General features: G+C 72.8%; 11 protein-coding genes. 3 read left to right on the top strand and 8 right to left on the bottom strand.

All coding sequences use genetic code 11. The features are described 5' to 3' along the window. Positions 1-28 precede the first annotated feature (28 nt). The 8 genes from ACFQ79_RS04715 to ACFQ79_RS04680 form a co-directional block, all read right to left on the bottom strand. Positions 29-3,937 (bottom strand): Pls/PosA family non-ribosomal peptide synthetase, encoded by a 3,909-nt coding sequence (locus tag ACFQ79_RS04715; RefSeq protein WP_383579376.1) that lies wholly within the window; start codon positions 3,935-3,937, stop codon positions 29-31. Between the two features lie 214 nt (positions 3,938-4,151). Then, on the bottom strand, positions 4,152-4,757 hold the full coding sequence (locus ACFQ79_RS04710) for a maleylpyruvate isomerase family mycothiol-dependent enzyme (RefSeq protein WP_383579396.1): 606 nt from the start codon (positions 4,755-4,757) through the stop codon (positions 4,152-4,154). Between the two features lie 45 nt (positions 4,758-4,802). Continuing rightward, the gene (locus ACFQ79_RS04705; protein WP_383579375.1) at positions 4,803-7,106 is read right to left on the bottom strand and encodes an alpha-N-acetylglucosaminidase; all 2,304 of its coding nucleotides are present in this window, start codon (positions 7,104-7,106) and stop codon (positions 4,803-4,805) included. Between the two features lie 415 nt (positions 7,107-7,521). Further along, positions 7,522-8,787 (bottom strand): ThuA domain-containing protein, encoded by a 1,266-nt coding sequence (locus tag ACFQ79_RS04700; RefSeq protein ID WP_383579374.1) that lies wholly within the window; start codon positions 8,785-8,787, stop codon positions 7,522-7,524. Further along, positions 8,784-11,060: an RICIN domain-containing protein gene (locus ACFQ79_RS04695; protein WP_383579373.1), complete on the bottom strand. Its 2,277-nt coding sequence runs from the start codon at positions 11,058-11,060 to the stop codon at positions 8,784-8,786. The genes ACFQ79_RS04700 and ACFQ79_RS04695 overlap by 4 nt, the downstream gene beginning before the upstream one ends. 160 nt (positions 11,061-11,220) lie before the next feature. Then, on the bottom strand, positions 11,221-12,588 hold the full coding sequence (locus ACFQ79_RS04690; RefSeq protein ID WP_383579372.1) for a ricin-type beta-trefoil lectin domain protein: 1,368 nt from the start codon (positions 12,586-12,588) through the stop codon (positions 11,221-11,223). A 339-nt stretch (positions 12,589-12,927) separates the two neighbouring features. After that, positions 12,928-14,595, bottom strand: coding sequence for an ADP-ribosyltransferase domain-containing protein (locus tag ACFQ79_RS04685; protein ID WP_383579371.1), 1,668 nt, complete (start codon positions 14,593-14,595; stop codon positions 12,928-12,930). Between the two features lie 124 nt (positions 14,596-14,719). Next, positions 14,720-15,388: a macro domain-containing protein gene (locus ACFQ79_RS04680; protein ID WP_383579370.1), complete on the bottom strand. Its 669-nt coding sequence runs from the start codon at positions 15,386-15,388 to the stop codon at positions 14,720-14,722. A 264-nt stretch (positions 15,389-15,652) separates the two neighbouring features. Between ACFQ79_RS04680 and ACFQ79_RS04675 the strand changes: the two genes are divergently transcribed. The 3 genes from ACFQ79_RS04675 to ACFQ79_RS04665 all read left to right on the top strand — a co-directional run bounded on the left by ACFQ79_RS04675 (position 15,653) and on the right by ACFQ79_RS04665 (position 19,574). Further along, a complete protein-coding gene (locus ACFQ79_RS04675; protein WP_383579369.1) occupies positions 15,653-18,775 on the top strand; it encodes a phosphocholine-specific phospholipase C in 3,123 nt (1,040 codons plus the stop codon). Between the two features lie 107 nt (positions 18,776-18,882). Further along, a complete protein-coding gene (locus tag ACFQ79_RS04670; RefSeq protein ID WP_383579368.1) occupies positions 18,883-19,185 on the top strand; it encodes an ArsR/SmtB family transcription factor in 303 nt (100 codons plus the stop codon). Then, complete coding sequence (locus ACFQ79_RS04665) at positions 19,182-19,574, top strand: VOC family protein (protein ID WP_383579367.1); 393 nt, start codon at positions 19,182-19,184, stop codon at positions 19,572-19,574. The genes ACFQ79_RS04670 and ACFQ79_RS04665 overlap by 4 nt, the downstream gene beginning before the upstream one ends. Positions 19,575-19,674 lie beyond the last annotated feature (100 nt).

The raw sequence follows: 19,674 nt of genomic DNA, 5'->3' as shown, positions 1-19,674 counted from the left end.
TGCCCTGTGCTGTGCTCGTGCTGCCCGTTCAGGCCCGCCACGCCTCGATCGGATTGCCCAGCCAGCGGGTGTCGGCGGGGACGGATTCCCCGGCCATCACGAGAGAGGCGGGACCCAGCGTGCTGCGGGCCCCGACCGAACTGCCGGGCAGGACGATTCCGCCCGGGCCCAGGGTGGCGCCCTCGCGGAGGACCACAGTATCCGTCCTCAAGATCCGGTCGTGGAAGAGGTGAGTCTGCAAGACACAGCCGCGGTTCACGCTGACCGCGTCACCGAGGACGACCAGGTCCGTCTCGGGCAGCCAGTAGCTCTCGCACCACACGCCCCGGCCCACCCGGGCACCGAGCGCGCGCAGCCACAGGTTGAGCAGCGGCGTCCCCGGCACCGATCCGACCAGCCACGGCACGGCGAGGACCTCGACGAACGTGTCGGCCAGCTCGTTGCGCCACACGAAGCCGGACCAGAGCGGGTGCTCGCCCGTCCGGTGCCGGCCCACGAGCAGCCACTTCGCGGCCACCGAGACCAGGCACGCGGCCGCGCCGGCGGCGAGCAGGACCGCCCCGGACAGCAGCGCCGTGCCCCAGACCCCCAGACCGGTCGCCGTGGCCAGGGCGCACAGGGCAGCCACGGTCAGGACGGCGAGGGCGGCCGAGGAGAACACCGGGAGCAGCCGGAAGAGCTCCACCAGGCCGCGCGCCCACAGCAGCCGCGCGGGCGGGTCGTACGTCCGGCTCCGGTCGGAGTCGGACGCGGACCGCGGCAGCCTGACCGGGGGCAGGCCCAGGTACGAGCTGCCCTTCTTCGCCTTCTTCGGCGTCGCCGACAGCACCCCGACCAGCCCGTCGTCCGGCACCGTGCGGCCCGGCGCGGTCATGCCGGAGTTGCCCAGGAACGCCCGGCGGCCGATCTCGGAGTGCCCGATCCGCACCCAGCCGCCGCCCAGCTCGTACGGGGCGGTCAGGGTGTCGTCGGCGAGGAACGCGCCCTCGCCGACCGTGGTGAGGCTCGGCAGCGCGAGCACCGTGGACACCTCGGCGCCCCGGCCGATCTTCATCCCGAGCAGCCGCAGCCAGACCGGGGTGATCAGCCCGGCGTACAGCGGGAACAGCGTCTCCCGCGCCAGGTCCATCAGCTGTGTGACGGTCCACGCCTGCCAGGCGACCCGGCTGTGCGTCGGATGGCTGCCGGTCCGCAGCCCGAGGCTGAGCAGCCGAACCGAGACGAGCACCAGCGTGGCGTACGCGAACCCGTAGGCGAGGGCCCCGGGCACCACGGCGAGCAGCGCACCCCGCAGCGCCTCGGCGAGCCCGGCGTCGGCGGGCACGAAGCGGCTCACCACGAGCAGCGCGGGCAGGGCGGCGAGCACCGGCAGAGCCGTGAGGAGGAAGCCGGTCGCCCCGTAGACGGCCCGCCAGTGGAGCGGCCGCGCCGGCCGCTCCTTGGGCCAGTTCCGCTTGGCCTTGCCGAGCTTGCCCGCGGGCGCACCGGCCCAGCGCTGCCCGGTCGGGATCTGTCCCGCCACGGCGGAGCCGGGGGCCACCTCGGCCCGCTTGCCGACCCGCGCCCCCGGGAACAGCAGGCTGCGGGTGCCGACCACGGCCCCCGCGCCGACCTTCACCGGGCCGATCTCCAGCCGGTCGCCGTCCAGCCAGTAGCCGGAGAGGTCCACCTCGGACTCCACGGCGCAGCCGCGGCCGAGCTTGAGCATGCCCGTGACCGGCGGCAGCGAGTGGAGGTCCACGTCCGGGCCCACCTTGGCGCCGAGCGCCCGCGCGTACCGCTCCAGCCAGGATCCGGTGAGCGAGGTCGCACCGACGAACTCGGCCAGCCGCTCGGCCGTCCACAGCCGCAGATGGACGCTGCCGCCGCGCGGATGGCGTCCGGCCTTCACCCCCCGCAGCAGCAGCCGTGCGCCGCCCGCGGCGATCGCGAGCCGGCCTGGCGGACTGAACAGCAGCGCCGCGCCGGCGGCCACCACCCACCACGAGGCGGTCGGCGCCCACGGATAGGCCCCGAACCGGTGCAGGACGTTGCCCAGGGCGAGCAGCGCCACCGTCCAGCGGAGCCCGATCACGGTGAACAGCGGAAGCAGCAGGACGGTCTGCAGGAGCCCGGCCCGGAACGGCACCGGCGGAATCGTCCGTACGGCCCCGTCGTCCTGGACGGACTTCTCCAGGCGCCGGGCCAGCTTGCGCAGGGTGGGCTGCTGGTAGATGTCGACGACGGCCGCGCTCGGATAGCGGGTGCGCAGCCGGGTGGTGAGCTGGGCGGCGGCGAGGCTGTTGCCGCCGATCGCGAAGAAGTCGTCGGCGGCGCCCGTGACGGCCACACCGAGGGTCTCGCTCCACTGCTCGGCGAGCCAGGCCTCGGTGCCGTACAGCTGCTCGGAGGGGCCGGTGGTCTCCAGATCGGGCAGCGGCCACGGCAGCGCGTCCCGGTCCACCTTGCCCGACGTACGGGTGGGCAGCTCGGCGACGGGCGCGAGGAGCGGCACCAGGGCCGCGGGCAGCTCGGCGCGCAGCCGCTCGACCGCCGCCGCGTGGTCCCAGCCCTCCTGCGTCACGAGATAGCCGACGAGCAGCTGGTTGCCGCTGCGCGCGGTACGGACTGCGGCCGCGGCGCCGGCGACACCGGGCAGGCCCTGGAGGGCGGAGTCCACCTCGCCCAGTTCGATGCGGCGGCCGCCGAGCTTGATCTGCTCGTCGCCGCGGCCGAGGAAGACCAGGCCCTCCGCCTCGGCACGGACGAGGTCGCCGCTGCGGTACGCGCGCTCCCAGCCGAGGGACTCCAGCGGGGCGTACTTCTCCGCGTCCTTCTCGGGGTCGAGGTAGCGGGCGAGACCGACGCCGCCGATCACCAGCTGGCCGCTACCGCCCATCGGCACCGGCTCGCCGGACTCGTCGACCACGGCCAGCTCCCAGCCGTTCAGCGGGAGACCGATCCTGATCGGCTCCTCACCGGTCAGCAGGGAGGCGCAGGCGACGACGGTCGCCTCGGTGGGGCCGTACGTGTTCCACACCTCACGGCCCTCGGTGACCAGGCGCTGGGTCAGCTCGGGCGGGCAGGCCTCGCCGCCGAAGATCAGCAGCCGGACCTCGTCGAGGGTCTCCGGGTCCCAGAGCGCGGCGAGGGTCGGCACGGTGGAGACCACGGTGATCTCCTGCTCCACCAGCCAGGGGCCGAGGTCGGCGCCGCTGCGCACCTGCGACCGGGGGACGGGCACCAGGCAGGCGCCGTAGCGCCAGGCCAGCCACATCTCCTCGCAGGAGGCGTCGAAGGCGACGGAGAGGCCCGCCATGACCCGGTCGCCGGGTCCGATCGGCTCGTCGGCGAGGAACAGCGCGGCCTCGGCGTCCACGAACGCGGCGGCGCTGCGGTGACTGACGGCGACACCCTTGGGCTTGCCCGTGGAGCCCGAGGTGAAGATGATCCACGCGTCGTGTTCGGGCCCGGGGCGCGCGGAGGCGGCACCGTCGCCCTCCCGCCCGGTGACGTCGATCCGCTGCTCGGCGCCGACCACGGCCCGCACACCGGCCTCGCCGAAGACCAGCTCGGCCCGCTCGTCCGGGTCCTCGGCGTCGACCGGCACATAGGCGGCTCCGGCGGCGAGGACGGCGAGGACGGCCGCGTACAGCTCGTTCGTCCCGGACGGCACCCGGACGCCGACCCGGTCGCCGAGCCCCACACCGGCGGCCGCGAGCGCGCGCCTCCGGCGTTCGACCTCCGCGGCCAGCGCCCGGTAGGTCAGCCGGGTGGTGCCGTCGTCCAGGGCGAGCTCGTCGGGGTAGGCCCGTACCGAGGCCTCGAAGATGTCGACGAGGGTGCGCACCGGGGCGGCGGGCCCGGCGGAGAACCGGGCGGACTTCCCGGGCTCCTCCGCCCACGGATCCCCGTCGTGGAGCAGAGTGGTGTCACCGTGCTCTGGTGTGGCTGCCATCGGACCTCGCGTCTCGTTCCCGGCAACGTCCGGGTCGTCGGGTGGAGCCCGGGTCTGCCCGGGTTGTTCCGTTCCGACGCCAAACAGCCCGCCAGTCTAGTGCGTCGGCCAGGATTCTCCGGTCGACACCTTGCGCGTGGCTGGTTGGGGACGGTATTGGAGGCGGATTCCGGGTGACCGTACGGTGCCCGCCAGCCCTCGGGCGCCCGCCGGATCAGCCGCCCGCCGACAGCACGGCCACCCCCGGACCACGGAGGTCGGAGAGCACCGCCGTGCGCCCCGTCACCGCGAGGAGCAGGGACAGCGCGGGGCCCTCGGCCTCCGGCCCGGTTCCGATCGTGAGGTCCGTGTCCGTCGCCGTGATCCGGACCCGGGAGAGGAGTTCCTTCGCTCCGCCGAACGACACCGGGGTGCGCGCCTGGAGCCGGAGGGCCCGGACGACGGCCCGCGGCGGGTAGGAGCGGGTGAGTCCCAGGGGCCGACGGATGTCCTCCCCGTGGACGATCTCCTCGACGAGCCGGCTGTCCAGCGGCGCGGGGGGCGCCGATGTCCTCGACGCCACCCGGCGGAACCGCTCCAGGGTCTCCTGCGGAGTGGTCCCGCGCTCGCGTTCCACCCCGCGGGTGTTCTGCCGGTCGAAGTCGAACCGCGTGACCACCATCTCCTTGAGGAAGCCGAGGCGTGTCGCGCGGGCGTTGTCGACCAAGTGGGCGAGCACGTCGTGCACCGTCCATCCGTCGCAGAGCGACGGCTGCCGCCACCGCTCGTCCTCGAGGTGCGTCAGGTCGCCGATCAGCGCCGCCCGCTCGGCGTGCACCATCGGCCAGACGTCGTCCGTCACGGTTTCTCCCTCATCGGTTCCCGGTCATGTCGCCAGGGCCGCCCGCACCTCGTCCGCCAGGGCGAAGGGGTCGCCCGTGGGCGTCGTCGGGTAGCGCTGGTGGCCGCGCGCCCAGGCGTCGTCGCGCGCGAACCAGTCGACGGCGACCGGCGCGGTGCCGGCCACCAGCGCACGGTCGAGCCCCGCGAAGTAGGCGGTCCATCGCGGCGCGTAGACGTCCTGGACGAGGCCGGACCATTCACGGTTGGCGTAGTCGTGCAGACCAGCCGTCTCGCTCGGCCCCCTGTCGGCCCAGGTGGTGAGGATCGAGCGGGCGTCGTACTCCAGCCGGTCCCGTTCCTCCTGGTCGGCGCCCCAGGAGCGCGCGTCGGCCAGCCAGGGGCCGATCAGGAACCGCCGGTCGGAGCCGACGAGCCGCCCGAGCAGCTCCTGGTGCGCCTGCCAATCCCGCACCAGCGCCCGGAACCCCGTCAGGTCCCGGGCCTCGTACGCGGCCTTGATGCGCGGCAGCAGGACCCGGCCGCGATTGGTGAGCGCCTGACGTGCCACGTCCACGAGGTCGAAGCGGTACGCGTCCGTGGTCCGCAGCCGGGGCGCCACCTGGAGCAGTTCCGCGAGCGCCCGCTCGACGGTCGCGGCGTCGTACCGCATGGCCTTCGGGCTCCATTTCGCGGCGGTGGCCGCCGTCAGACCCGGCCGGGCGGCGAAGAGGCTGTCCTGAGGCTCGCTCCAGGTCCCGGACGCCATGCTGTACGGGCCGAGGCGCAGCTGCTCCCACGCGGCCGCCGCGTGGGGATCCGTACCGCCGTAGCGTCGTGCGGCGTAGTCGGCGAACCAGCTCTTCCGGTCGATCGGAGTGGCCTGCCAGGCGAGTTCGGTGAAGAGGTCGAACGCCGCGGGGCTCGCGCCGGTGGCCTCGGGGAGGTATGCGATGCCGCGCAGCGCGCTGTCCCGCTTGCCGAGCCAGGCGTGGAAGCGGTCCACCCACGCGCCGGTGTTGGCGCCGATGCTGGTGTGGCCGCCGAAGTTGGGGATCGTGCCGAAGGCGTACGGCGTGCCGCCCCACCGGGCCTCGCGGTCGAGCCCGTCGTACCGGTCGGAGAGGCCGTCGACGATCAGGACCCGGCGGCGGTCGACACCGCTCAGGAGGGCGTCGCCGGGGTTGTTCTGCCAGCCGAGCATGACCCAGGTGGCGCCGGGACGCGCGGTGTCCAGCGCCCGCTGGACGGCACCGGCGGCCGCCGCGACGTCGACGGCGCCCGCGATCCCGCCCTCGTGCAGCAGGTCCATCTTGAACATGTCGCTGTCGCCGAACCGCTCCTGCTGGAAGCGGTAGAAGGCGGCGGCGAGCCGGGCGAAGACGGGACCGTTCGGATCCAGCCAGTCAGGCCGGTCGAAGCCCACCCACTTGCCCTGCGGAACGGTGACCGCGCCCTCGTTGCGCGAGGCGAAGCCCGCCGGCACGGTCCCGAAGAAGCCCGGCAGCACGGGCGTCATCCCGAGCGAGCGGAGGTGGTCCGCGATCCGTCCGCCCAGCGTGGCCCGGGCCTCGACGAGCTGTTCGGAGACCGGCCCGCCGAACCCCGACAGGTTCTGCAGGAGCCACCACGCCTGATGGGCCGGGGCGGGGATCCAGGCGCGCAGCTCCGCCGCGCTGTAGCCGAACTCCTGGAGCGCCCGGTAATACGGGTATTCGGCCCCCGTCGGGACGAACACCTCGTTCACGCCGTGCAGCGCCATCAGGTCGATGTCGTGCTGGTAGGAGGCGAAGTCGCGGTAGGCGCCGGAGTACCCCTCGTCGGTGTCGTTGAGGGCGTAGCGGTGGGGCACGGCGGCCGACCGGGTGAGGGGCGCGTCGACCGCGGGGAGGGTGCCGGGCAGCCGGCCGACGCTGGAGCCGGGCCATCCCAGGTCGACCCCGGCGACCCGCTCCAGGTACCAGCCGACACCGGTGAGGAGCGTGGCGGGCGAGGTGCCCCGCACGACGATCGCCCCGGCCGCTCCCGAGACCTCGAAGTAGTCGCCCGAGGCGGGCTCCTCGACGGGGACCAGGGTGAACTGCGCCGCCCGGGAGGGCAGCAGGCGCTCCAGACTCGCCCGGGCGGGCGCGGGGTCGAAGAGGGCGGACGCGGTGTCCGCGGCCGACCGGGTGCCGACGTCCGGCGCGAGCGGCCCGGCGGAGACGGCCCGCGGGCCGGGGGCCGGCGTGGCGGCCGATGCGAGGGCCCCCGACAGCGGCGGCACTCCGGGCGTGCTCGCCGCCGTCACGGTGGCGAACACCGTGGCGACGAGGACGGCACGGCATCGAAGGCTCAGGCGGCGGCCCATCTGGCTCCCTGCTGCGGGTCGAGCGGAAACGCGGGGCGTGCTTCGGGAGGTCCGGCCGAGGAAGACTAGCGAACCCGCGGCCGACAGGGGTGAGGGCGCGCACTTCTGACGGGGCGCCGGTGTGCCGGCGGCGCCGGTCGGCCCGGGGCGTGGGGGAGTACCTGCCATGTACGGATGATCGGTCCGGGCCGCCGGGCGCGCATGCCGATACCGCCGCCCGGGGGGCGGCGGCGGTGCCGGAGTGCCCCGGTGGCCGGGGTGGCGGTGTCGGAAGGTTCCGGGGCCGGGGGTGCGGTGTCGGAAGGCGCCGGTGGACGGGGGTGCGGTGTCGGACGGCCCCGGTGCCACGGCCCGTGCCGCGGCCCCCGGGCACGGGTCGTGCCCGGGGGCCGCGGCGTGGCGTCCTGCGGGACCGTCAGGGCATCGCGGTGGGGCGGAAGCTCTGCGCGGGGGACCCGTCGCAGGGCCGTTGGACGAGGACGACGCCGACCGCGTTCGTGCCCGTCGTGGCGAGGCACTTGCCGCTGTGGCGGGCGACGAGGCGGTACCGGCCGGAGGGCTCGGCCACCGGCAGCCACTGCTGGTTGGTGCCGCCGCCGTAGGCCCACAGCTGCAGCGGCGCCCCGTCGGCCGTCGACCGGTCCGTGACGTCGACGGACTGCTGGGGAGCGGTACGGACACCGATGCGGGTGTAGCCGTCGGCCGTCGGGGTGAAGCGGAACTGCTGGGCCTGGGTGCCGTTGCAGGTGTACTGCTGGACGGGCGTGCCGTTGGCCGTGCCCGCCGCCCTGACGTCGACGCACAGGCCGTTCGCCTCGGCGGCGAGGGTGTACCAGGAGTCCCCGGGGAAGGGACCGGGCGGGGTGGTGCCGGCACCCGCCAGCCACCGGAGGCCGTCGAGGAGGAGACGGTTCTGGGTGGGGCTGGCGAAGGTGGAGGAGAGCCGGGCGCCGGTGGAGTAGTTCATGGCGTTGTGGCCGAAGTTCGCGTACAGCATGCGGTATTGCGTGTTGGTCCAGACGAGCGGGTAGTCACCGCTGTACCAGGACTGGTTCGGGTCGGTGCCCAGCGGGAAGGAGGCCGGATCGACCGAGGCGAGCACCTTGATCGACGGGTTGGACCGCAGGTTGTTCGACCAGCTGTACCACTCGCTGACGGCGGAGGTCCATGTCGTGGGCAGCCCGGCCGCGGCCGGGTGGGAGCCGTTCTCCGTCCGGACGACGGCGGTGGTGGGTCCCCAGGTGTTGGAGCGGAAGTTCCCGCTGCCCAGGAACTGGTTGTAGTACCAGTTCCAGCCGGCGGCGTTCGTCGTGAACGCCGAGACGTGGAAGCCGAGCCAGCCGCCGCCGTTGCGCATGTACCGCTCGAAACCGGCGCGTTGGGCGGCGCTCTGCGGGGCGTCGTCGAGGAAGAGGACGACGTCGTACGCGTCCACACCGCCGTTGGCGAGCAGGTTCCAGTCGGTGGTCGCCGTGTAGGAGAAGTTCTGGGCGGCCGCCGTCCGGGGGAACCAGTCGTTGGCCTCCTTCACGAAGTCGATGTGGGCCGCGTCCCAGGTGCCGTTGTAGAACGCGATCACCCGGAAGTCGGGTGCGTCCGGGGCGGCCTGGGCGGGTCCGACGGCACCGAGGCCGAGGACGAGCGCCATCAGGCCGAGGAGCCGCATCAGGTGTCGGGTCATGGGTAGCTCACCAGGTTCGCCACGTTGGTGGAGGAGTTGGACGGCCCGCCGCGGTCGTTGACGACGTGCCGGATCGTGCCGGTCCCGCCGAGGGAGACGGTCACCATGTTCCGGAAGCGCACGTCGGGACGGTTCGGCGCCTCGATGGCGTGCTCAGCGGTGACGCCGGGATCGACGTTGAAGTAGCAGTAGCTGCCGAGCCCGTACGCCTGGTGGCTGGTGACCGAGTCGGCGACCTTGTAGGCGGCGTAGCCCTGGGTCGAACCGTTCATCCAGGCGGCCTGGTTGGGCGGGTCGTACGGCATCTCGTTCTGGTAGAAGTACGTCCGGCCGCGGTTGCCGTTCCAGACGGTCTGGTGCTTCTGGTAGTGCTCGACGAACAGGCCGTACATGGTGACGTCGTCGCCGTTGACGACGAGGCCGGTGTCGGCCGTGTTGGTGTTCCAGCCGACGCCCGTGCCGTGGTCCGCGCGCCAGACCCACAGGTGGTCGCCGATGACGTGGTCGCTGTTGACGACCAGGCTGGTGGTGGCCTTGCCGACGGCCGCGCCGCCGACGCGGAAGTACACGTCGTGGAGCGAGGTCGGGTCGGCCGCGTGGGACGCGGACGCTCCGGCGGGACCGAGCTCGAGGAGGGTCGGCGAGTTGACCGTACCGGCGTCGAAGAGGACACCCGCGATCTTGACCCCGTCGACGTCCGCGACGGTCATCGCGGTGATGCCGTTGTCGGGGACGAAGGTGGCGAGGCCGAGGCCGAGGACCACGGTGCCGGGGCGGGTGACCCGGAGGGTCTCGCCGAGGTGGTACACGCCGGGGGTGACCAGGAGGTCCTTGCCCGCGGCGAGGGCGGCGTTGATCTGGGCCGCGGTCGCGCCCGGCTTCACGATGTGGAAGCGGTCGATGGGCAGTCGGGTCGCGGCGGGGGTGCCGCCGGCCGCCCACGTGGTGCCCGTGGAGTCGGTGCGCGGGGCGGGCACGACGACCTCGTACGCGCCGGCGGCGTCCACGGTGAGGAAGGGCTTCTCGCGGACGACGGGGGAGCGGTCCACGGTGGTGTAGGGCGGGTTGGGGAAGCTGGTGCCGGGCACGCCCTGGCTGCCGACGAAGACCATGTTCCAGTTCGACCCCGTCCAGGAGCCGAGCTGGGAGTTGCGGGTCAGCCACTGCTGCTGGGTGCCGGAGCGGACCTGGCCGTCGATCTTGGTGTCGGCCATGAATCCGCCGCTGGACCAGCCGCCGTCGCTCAGTTCGAGGTTGCCGCGGACGTGCATCCGGCGGTACGCCGAGGCCTGGGACACGGCCCAGCGGTCGGTGCCGCCGGTCGGGGTGACGGAGAGGTTCTCGGCGCCGCGCCAGAAGTTCTGGGTCGCGTTCTGCGGCGGGAACCAGTCGGCCTCCACGTGCACGGCGCCGTTGATCGTCACGGAGTCGGGCGACTGGCCCAGCCCGAGGACCTGGGTGTAGAAGCCGACGTTGACATCGTTGTTGTACGTGCCCGGCTTGAACAGGACGGCGTACCGCTCCGAACCGAACTGGTTGGTCTCCTGGCGCTGGAAGATCGTGTTCAGCCGGCCCTGCACGGTCGCCGAGGGCATCGACGGGTCGAGGACGAGGACGTTCGGCCCGAGGTCGACCTCGCCGGGCGCGGTGCCGACCGGTGTGACCCGGAAGCGCTGGGCGGCCGTGCCGTTGCAGGCGTACTGGACGAGCCGCACGCTGTCGGCGGTGGACGCGGCGGGGACGTCGAGGCACTTCCCGCTGTTGCGGTTGACGAGGTGGAAGGCGCCGCCTCCCTCGTCTACGGCCCGCCACTGCTGGTTGAGGCCTCCGCCGTAGGTCCACAGGTGGACGGCGGCGTTGTCGGCGGTGGAGACGTCGCTGACGTCGACGACCTGGGCGGGGTCGGTGCGGGCGCCGATCCGGACGTGGCCGTCCGAGGTCGGTGCGACGGTCCACTGCTGGGCGGTGGTGCCGTTGCACGCGTACTGCTGGACGGCGGTGCCGTTGACGGTCGAGGCGGCGCGGGCGTCCAGGCACTTCCCGCTGCCGGCGTTCACGACGGTGACGGTGCCGGTGGGGATCTCGGCCGCGGCCGCGGCCCCGGCTCCTGAGGGGGAGACGGCGGAGGCGGTGGATCCGGGGGAGAGGGCGACGAGCGCCGAGCAGAGCACCGCGCCGGTGGCCAGGACCGCCGCGAGGCGCCGGGGCCGTGGGCGGGCACGGGCGGGGCGCCGGGGTGCGGCGCTCCGCGGTGGGGAGACGGGGGTGGACATGGGGCTCCTTGGTGGGGACGGGAGGAGACGTACGAAGGGCCGTGGGCCCGTGGGCCTGTGGGCTTCTGGCCTCGGGGCTCCGGCCTCGGGGCTCCGGCCTCGGGCCTTGGGCCTCGGGCCTTGGGCCTCCGGCCTTGGGCCTCCGGCCTCGGGCCTCGGGTCAGCCGTTGTAGGCCGCGAGGATCCGGGTGAACTCCCAGGCCTGCTGACCGATCCCGGAGCAGGTGTCGGCGCCGCCGCCGGTGCAGGGACGGTCGCGGTTGACGGACCAGAAGGTCAGCCGGGCCAGGTGCCGCTGCTGCGCGTAGGCGAGGATCGTGCGGAAGTCGGCCTGGGTGATGGTCTCGCCCACGTCCGTGACGCCGTTCATCGAGGAGATGCCGGTGTGGCGGTAGGCCTGGTCGTCGCTGTAGCCGTACGCGTTCTTCACCGCGGTCTTGAGTCCCTCGGCCGCGCGGACGGTCAGGGTGCCCATGTTCTGTCCGTTGCCGCCGAAGTTGAACGGCATGACGGTCCAACTGTCGACCGTGAGGCCGGCCGCCGCGGCCCGGTTGACGAGGCTGGTGTCGGGGCCGTTCTGGCCGGTCCCGAAGGTGACGTACACCTTCAGGCCCGGGTTGTTCGCCTTGACCGTCCTGAGGGCGTCGACCGTGCGCTGCTGGACGGTGGGGCTGTCGTAGGCGGCGGCCTCGATGTCGATGTCGATCGCCTTGAGGCCGTACGCGTTGATGACCTTCTGGTACGCGGCGGCGAGTTCGCCCGCGCTGGAGCAGGAGCTCTCCAGCTTGTTGCCGCTCCAGCCGCCGAAGGACGGTATGACGTCGCCGCCGGCCGCCCTGACCGTGTTCACCGTCTGCTGGTCGACGCCGCCGACGAGGGGGCGGCCCCCGTCCCACTGCGGGTTGCAGTAGCCGTTGCTGAGGACGAAGGCGAGCGTGAACCACTTGACGCCGGTGGCGTTCATGACGGTGGTCGGGCTCGGCGGGCTGCCCCAGCCGTTGTAGAGGTACGGCGCGACCGCCATGTTCCCGCCGGGGGCGGGTCCGGTGCCACCGGCCGGGGGCGCCGTCCACTTCTGGTTGGCGGCGCCGGTGCACGTCCATATCTGCAGCCGGGTGCCGTTGGCCGAGCTGTTGCCCGTGGCGTCAAGACACTTGTCGGCCTGCGGGTTGACGATGTCGCGGGCCGCGGTGACGGTCCAGCGCTGTGCGGCGGAGCCGTTGCACTCCCAGAGCTGGAGCGTCGTTCCGTCGGCCGTGCCTCCCGAGGTCACGTCCAGGCACTTGCCGAGGGCCTTGAGGGTGCCGTCGGAGCCCACGTCCCAGGTCTGGGCGGCGGTGTCGTTGCAGTCGTACAGCTGGACGGGGGTGCCGTTCGCGGGGTTGGCCCCCGCGACGTCGACGCACTTGCCGGCGAGGCCGGTGATCCGGCCGGCGGCGGCCTCTGCGGGGGCGTCGGTGGCGACGGTGAGACCGCCGGCGGCGAGGGCGAGGGCGGCCACGGTGAGTGGCAGACGGGTCCGGTGCATGTGGGGGGTCCTCTCGGGTGGGGGAGGGTTCGCCGGTGGACGGGGCCGGGCGGCGGCGCCCACCGCGGATCTACCGGATCTACCGGATCTACCGGGTCGACCCGGTGGCGGTTCAAGGACATGAACGCCGTTCCACTTTCTGAGCGGCAAAAGTAAAGGTCTGAACCAGGCGCGTCAAGGGGTCGCGCATTCAGGCCTTGAACGCACAACGCCCCCAACAGGAACCCGAGTTGGGTTATGTCGGGGGCTGGTGTGAAGTGTTGACGACGGAGATCGTCCGGCGTGTTCTGCGGACACCACAGAGCCTCGGCCGACGTGTCGGCCGAGGCTCTGTCCGAGCTAGGACACCAGGCCCTCACCCTCCAGCTCGGTCAGCCGCACGGTGCAGAGCCCGCCCCGCTCGGCCTTCACCTCCGTCACCTTCAGCCGGGTGCCCGGCGCGAGGATGAACTCCTCCTCGCCCGTGAACGCGGAGAACCGCCGGATCGCCACCGCCCGCGCCGGCGTGACCTCGAACAGGGTCCGCCGACCGCGGCTCCCGAGGAACGCCTTGGCCACGCCCAGCTCGGACGTGCAGGACGACACGCCCCACCAGGTGACCGTCTGCCCCAGCGGATACTGCGACCGCAGGTCCAGTGCCACACCGCGCCACAGCGGCCGGGTCTGCGCGGGCAGCGACTCCACTGCGGAGAACAGCAGCCGCAGATAGGGCAGGTAGGGGACCAGCCGCTCCCGGTCCGGGGACCGCAGGACGGCGTTGATCTCGCGGTAGAACGCCGACTCGCAGGTGTAGAGGTGCAGCGCCGAGATCGCGTCGGCGGAGAGACCCTCGCCGAAGGCGGACTGCCCGGACGCGGACTCTCCGAGCGCCGCCTCGGCGGCCTTCGACTCGCCGAACGCGCTCGACCGCTCGATGTGCCGGTCCAGCCGGGCGAGCACCCGCGACACCGGCTCGACGGCCTTGCGGAAGTCCATCAGCGGCGTGTCGAACACCCCGGTGATGGCCGGGAGGACGAGGCCCTCGTCCTTGACGCTCGTGAGGCGCTCCAGATAGAGCTGATGGAGCTCCATCGTCGAGGCGATGAACGCCCCCATCCGCTCCGCGACGTCACCGCCCTCCGCACCGCCCGCGCCCGCCGGCCTCCGGTCCCAGCCCTTGCTCGGCAGCCAGTCGACCGGCTCGGCGCCCACCGCGGCCAGGGCGTCGTTCACCTGGGCGAAGTGGTCGCCGTCGCAGAAGATGTCACCCTGGGCGGCCGGGTTCGCGTGGTCGAGGTGCCGGACCTCGACCTCCGGGTACTTCTTCTCCAGTCGCTGGACGACCCTCTTCAGGCTCCGGGCGTGCGCGCCCCACCAGGCGAACACCACACCCCGGTCCTCCTCGGCGGCGTCCTGCTTCGCCCGGAGGATCTCCTCGACGATCTGCTCGGCCACCGGCCGCCAGAAGTGGGTGTGACGATCCGTCGGCACCGCCCCGTCCGCACTCGCCGTGAGAGAGGCGTTGAGCAGCAGCACACCCTGCGTCAGCATCGCCTGGAACCACTCCGGCGGCGCGACCGTGTCCTCCTTCCTCAGCAGCGCGCGGACGTCGGCGATCGGGGTCTTCTTGACGATGCCGTACTTCCACATCGCGGCCGCCTTGATGATGCAGCGGATGCTGACCACACGGCCGAACTGGCTGTCCTTCCAGTCGTTGAAGGTGTTGTCGAACATCGCGATGCCGGTCGCGCTCTCCGCCCGCGGATACGGGTTCTGCCCGAAGGCGACCACCTTCCACTTGTGCGGCGGGTGAGGCTTCAAGGCCTGAAACGTCAGCTCGCGCACCGGAACCACCTCCGGACTGCGCTTCGGGCCGATGAAGCCGGCGGCCCCCGGCTGCGCCTCGATCACCGGAGCCAGCAGCGGAAGCCACGGCTCACCGCCCCCGGTGAACAGACCGGCGAGATCCAGGGGGTCCCCGGCGGAGGGACTCGCGCCGCCGGCGGCCGTCACGTCGACATCGTTCACGAGGACAGAACTCCCATGCTGTACGGATTCGGATTCGGGTGCGGATGCGGATGCGGATTCGGATGCCGTGAGATCGCCGTCGGCGTCCCCGCCCGGTGCGCTGCCGGCCTGCGGAACCTTCGCGTCAGTGGCGAAAGGAAGGTCGCTGCGGGACGTTGATCCGGACCCGCCGCGCGGACCCCGCTCCCTCGATGTCGTCGAGCTGCCCGAGCACCGCGGCCCGCAACTCGTCGTAATCCGTGAACCCGTGGTCGTGGAAGAGCGCGTACCCCGTCCACATCAGATTGGCGCACACTCCCGCCGGCACCCGGCCCGTCTGCGCGCCCATCCCCACGAGCGCCACCGACCTGATGCTGCCGGGCTTCACCCGGTTCTGCAGGTGCACCGCCTGGAACGCCGCCGCGCACGCCAGCGCCACGTTCATCGTCTCGCTGACGTTCTGCGAGGACTGCCGCATGGTCGGCGTCGAGATCAGATACCGCGGTACGGCCGCCCCGGACGGGACGCACACCGCGCTGCCCACCGGCAGGCTCCCGCCGAACCGGTCGCGGATCGCCCGCTGGACCCTCACCTGGATCCCCGCGCCGAGGTGCCGCTTGACGACGGCGTCGACGCCACCGTCCATCCGGCCCCGCGCGTTGGTGGGGGACACCCACGCGTCGACATCCACGTCGAGCAGGGATCCGCGCCGGATCTCCACCTCGGGCGTGTCCGCGAACGCGGACCGCCAGGCCGCCACCACCTCGTCGTTGACATCGACCAGAACGACCCTCAACGCACGTTCGACACCCACGAATTCGCCCCTCTCGCGCAACCTCTCGAACAAGATCGAAGCTATCGCGAGGCACTGACAACGGGCTCGTGGCGAGGGCTTCCACGGCCCGCGCGCAGCGGTGGCCGGCCCCTGTGTCCCGATCCGGGCGGAGTGCGGCGGTTCGGCGGCGGTGTTCGTCTCGCGTTCACCGGCAGCCCCCGTCCGGGACTCCATGATCTCCTAGACATAACGGGTCTGGACCACAGCGGTTCCCGACGCGAAAGACCCAAGGAGTCCCCCGTCATGCCTCCCTCCCCCGACGTCTCCCGCCGCGCGCTGCTCGGCGGTGCCGCCGGCGCCGCCGTGCTCGCCTCGCTGCCGCTCAGCGTGCGCGAGGCCCTCGCCGCGCCCGCCCGCCCCGGCCGGCTGGAAGACATCGAGCATGTCGTCGTCCTGATGCAGGAGAATCGTTCCTTCGATCACTACTTCGGGACCCTGCCCGGCGTCCGCGGCCTCGGCGACCGTACCGCCGTCCGCGGCGTCAACGGCAGGTCGGTCTTCCACCAGCCCGACCCCTCCCGCCCCGAGGGCCACCTCGTCCCCTTCGCGATGAACGCGGCCCACACCAACGCCTACCGCAACGGCGCCCCCGCCTTCGGCTTCGTCGACTCCTTCCCGCTCTGGAACGACGGGCGGGCCGACGGCTACGTCACCGGCCGCAGCAGCGGCTGGCTCGGCCACGGCTTCTACGAGCCCGCCGACATGCCGTTCTACAACGCGCTCGCGGGCACCTTCACGGTCTGCGACCAGTACCACGCGTCGGTCCAGTGCAACACCAACACCAACCGCGACCACTTCATGACCGGCACCAGCGGTGGCACGGTCAACGACACCGTCGTCTACAACAACAGCTACGTTCCCGGCGGTTACACCTGGACCACCTACGCCGAGCGGCTCCAGAACGCCGGTGTCAGCTGGAAGACGTACCAGGCCCGGGACAACTACGACGACAACGCCCTCGCCTGGTTCCGGCCGTTCCAGCAGGCCAAGCCCGGCGAGCCGCTCCACGACCGGGGCATGGCGATGGTCGGCGCCGCCGCCGACCAGGGCGACGGCCACAAGATGGGCGACGCGCTCGTCGAGGCGTTCCGCGCCGACGTGGCCGCCGACCGTCTGCCGCAGGTGTCCTGGATCGTCGCCCCGGAGGCGCTCTCCGAGCACGCCAGCTGGCCGCCGCCGTTCGGCGAGGACCTCACCGCGCGACTGATCGAGGCGCTCGCGGACCACCCCCAGGTGTGGGCCAAGACCGTCTTCATCCTCAACTACGACGAGCACGGCGGCTTCTTCGACCACTGCATGCCGCCCGTGCCGCCGCTCTCGGCCGACCGCGGCAAGGCCACCATGTCCGTGGACGGCGAGGTCGTCGTCCGGGTGAGGCAGGCCGACGGGGCCGTCGCGATGCGGGTCGTCTCCCAGGACGGCCGCTACCGGGTCCGTGCCGCCGACGGCGGCCTGACCTGGTCGGACACCCTGCCCGCCGGGGAGACCCTGGTCTCGGGACCGCACGCCATGGGCCTCGGCCTCCGGGTGCCGATGCTCGTCGTGTCCCCGTGGACCCGTGGCGGCGTCGTCGACTCCACGGTCCTCGACCACACCTCCGTCATCCGCTTCCTGGAGCGCCGCTTCGGCGTGCGCGAGCCCAACATCAGCCCCTGGCGCCGCTCCGTCTCCGGAGACCTGACGTCCGTGTTCGACTTCTCCGGCGAGGACATCGTCTGGCCCGAACTGCCCGACACCAGCGGCAACGTGGCGAAGGGCGACGCCGCCTCCGGGAAGCCGTCCATCGCCGTACCCTCGCCGCAGTTCTTCCCGCGCCAGCAGCGCGGCACCCGGCCCGCCCGCCCCGTGCCGTACGCCCTGTCGCTGCGCTCCAGGGTCCGTGACGGCAAGGTCGAACTGGACCTCCGCAACAAGGGCCGCCAGGCCGCCGTCTTCCAGGTGTACGCGGAGCCCGGCAGCACCCCCGACTTCTACACCGTCGGTGCCGACGAGCGGCTCTCCGGCTCCCGCGCGCTCCAGGGCGACGCCTACGACCTGCGGGTCCACGGCCCCAACGGATCCCTGTGGGTGCTGCGCGGCGACGCCGACGACGCGCTGGAGGCCCGCCTCAAGGAGGAGTCCGACGGCGACCGCGCGTACGTGGAGATCGAGATCGAGAACCGCGGCCGGCGCTCCCGTACCGTGCTCGTCGGCGATCTCGCCTACGGCGGCGGGGTCCGCGAGGTCCGGATCGGCGCGCGCGACGAGCGCACCGTGAAGCTGCGGGTACCGGCCGAGCGCTGGTACGACATCGCCGTGAGCGCCGCCGACGACCCGCGGTTCCTGCGCCGCTTCGCCGGCCGTTTCGCCGACCGGAACCAGGACCGCCACCACGGCGGCCGGGACCTGGGCCGGACCCGTGGTGTCACCGACCCCGCGATGGGCCTCCCCGACGCCCTCGCCGTCGAGGTCACCACGGCCGCCGGTGACGAGCCGGTCGTCGCGGGCGGGACCACGGCCCGGTTCACCGCCACCGTGACCAACCGCGGCCCCGTCGAGCTCCACGACGTGGCCCTCGCCTTCACGGTGCCCTCCGGATGGACGGCGAAGCCGGTCGCGGACACCCCGCCGCGGACCCTGCCCGCCGGTTCCTCGACCGTCGCGAGCTGGGACGTCACCGCGCCCGCCGACGCCCCCGCGTACGGCTCCGCCCGGCTGCTCGCGGTCGCCCGCGGCCGCGCGGCGGACGGACTGCGCCTCGCCGACGGCGAGATCCAGGCCCGGATCGCCCCGTCCATGAGCGGGCACCTGCTCGCGGAGGACTTCCAGTCGCTGGCCGGGAAGCTGGTCAAGCGAGGTCAGGTGCAGGGCTGGACGGCGACGGCGCCGGACGGCTGGTCGGTCGTCAACGCGGCCGCGATGCCGCAGGGCACCCCGATGTTCCAGGGCTGGACCTTCCACACCCGCCGCGCCTGGTCGGCCGGCGCCCAGAACCGGCCCAACTTCACCCGGGGCCTCGGCATCGTCGCGGTCGCCGACCCGGACGACTGGGACGACACCGGCGCGCCCGCGAGCAAGGGCCGCTTCGACTCGACCCTGGTCTCACCGGCCGTTCCGATCCCGGCCGGCCGTACGAGCCTCCGGGTGGACTTCGACTCCCACTACCGGCAGGAGGGCAACCAGAAGGCCGAGGTCCGCGCGGTCTTCGACTCCGGTGAGGAGCAGATCGTGCTGCAGTACGGCCCCGGCTCGCCGGACGCCGAGAACACGGCGGTCGGCAAGGACCTCACGGTCCCGGCGGGCGCCCGTGCGGTGACCCTCCGCTTCCGGATGTACGACGCCGGAAACAACTGGTACTGGGCGGTGGACCACATCCGTCTGGGCTGACGCGGGTGCGGGTGGAGCCCTCGGGAGCCGGTCGCTTCGGCGGCCCCGGCCCCCGGGGGCTCCTCCTCGACTTGATAGGCAAGTGAATGCTTGCCTATTCTGGGGTGGTGGCCGACGACCTCTTCAAAGCATTGGCCGACCCCACCCGCCGCACCATCCTCGACGAGCTGACGCAGAAGTCCGGACAGACGCTGTTCGAGATCTGCGCCCGGCTGAGCATGAAGCACCAGCTCGGCATCTCGCGCCAGGGCGTCTCCCAGCATCTTGCCGTGCTGGAGGCCGCCGGGCTCGTCGAGACCAGACGGGAGGGGCGCTACAAGTTCCACGACCTGAACACGGCCCCGTTGCGGCAGATCGCCGACCGGTGGCTCGTGCCCCACCCGTCCGGACCGGAGGAGAACACCCCATGAAGATCCACCTGACCAGCGTCTTCGTCGACGACCAGGCCGAGGCCGAGCGCTTCTACACCGAGATCCTCGGCTTCGTGAAGAAGCACGACGTTCCGCTCGGCGAGACGGACCGCTGGCTGACCGTCGTCTCGCCCGACGAGCTCGGCGGCACCGAACTCCTCCTGGAGCCCGCCGGCCACCCGGCCGTCAAGCCGTACCGCGACGCCCTCGTCCAGGACGGCATCCCGCTCGCCCAGTTCGCCGTGGACGACGTGCGGGCGGAGTTCGAGCGTCTGACCGGCCTCGGGGTCCGGTTCACCCAGGAGCCCCTGGAGATGGGTCCCGTCACCACCGCCGTCTTCGACGACACCTGCGGCAACCTGATCCAGATCGCGACCAAGCCGCAGTAGGACGGACGGTCCGCCGCGCCACACGCGCTCGGCGCGGGCACGCGGACGTACGGCGACGGCACACGCGCGACCGGGCGCGCCGCGACGGCCCCGCGGGCCC

It is taken from the genome of Streptomyces sp. NPDC056480 (genome assembly GCF_042795405.1).
In the GTDB taxonomy this organism is placed as follows: Bacteria; Actinomycetota; Actinomycetes; order Streptomycetales; family Streptomycetaceae; genus Streptomyces.
The sequence above is the reverse complement of the archived record's forward strand: the minus strand, read 5'-3'. Positions and strand labels throughout refer to the sequence as shown.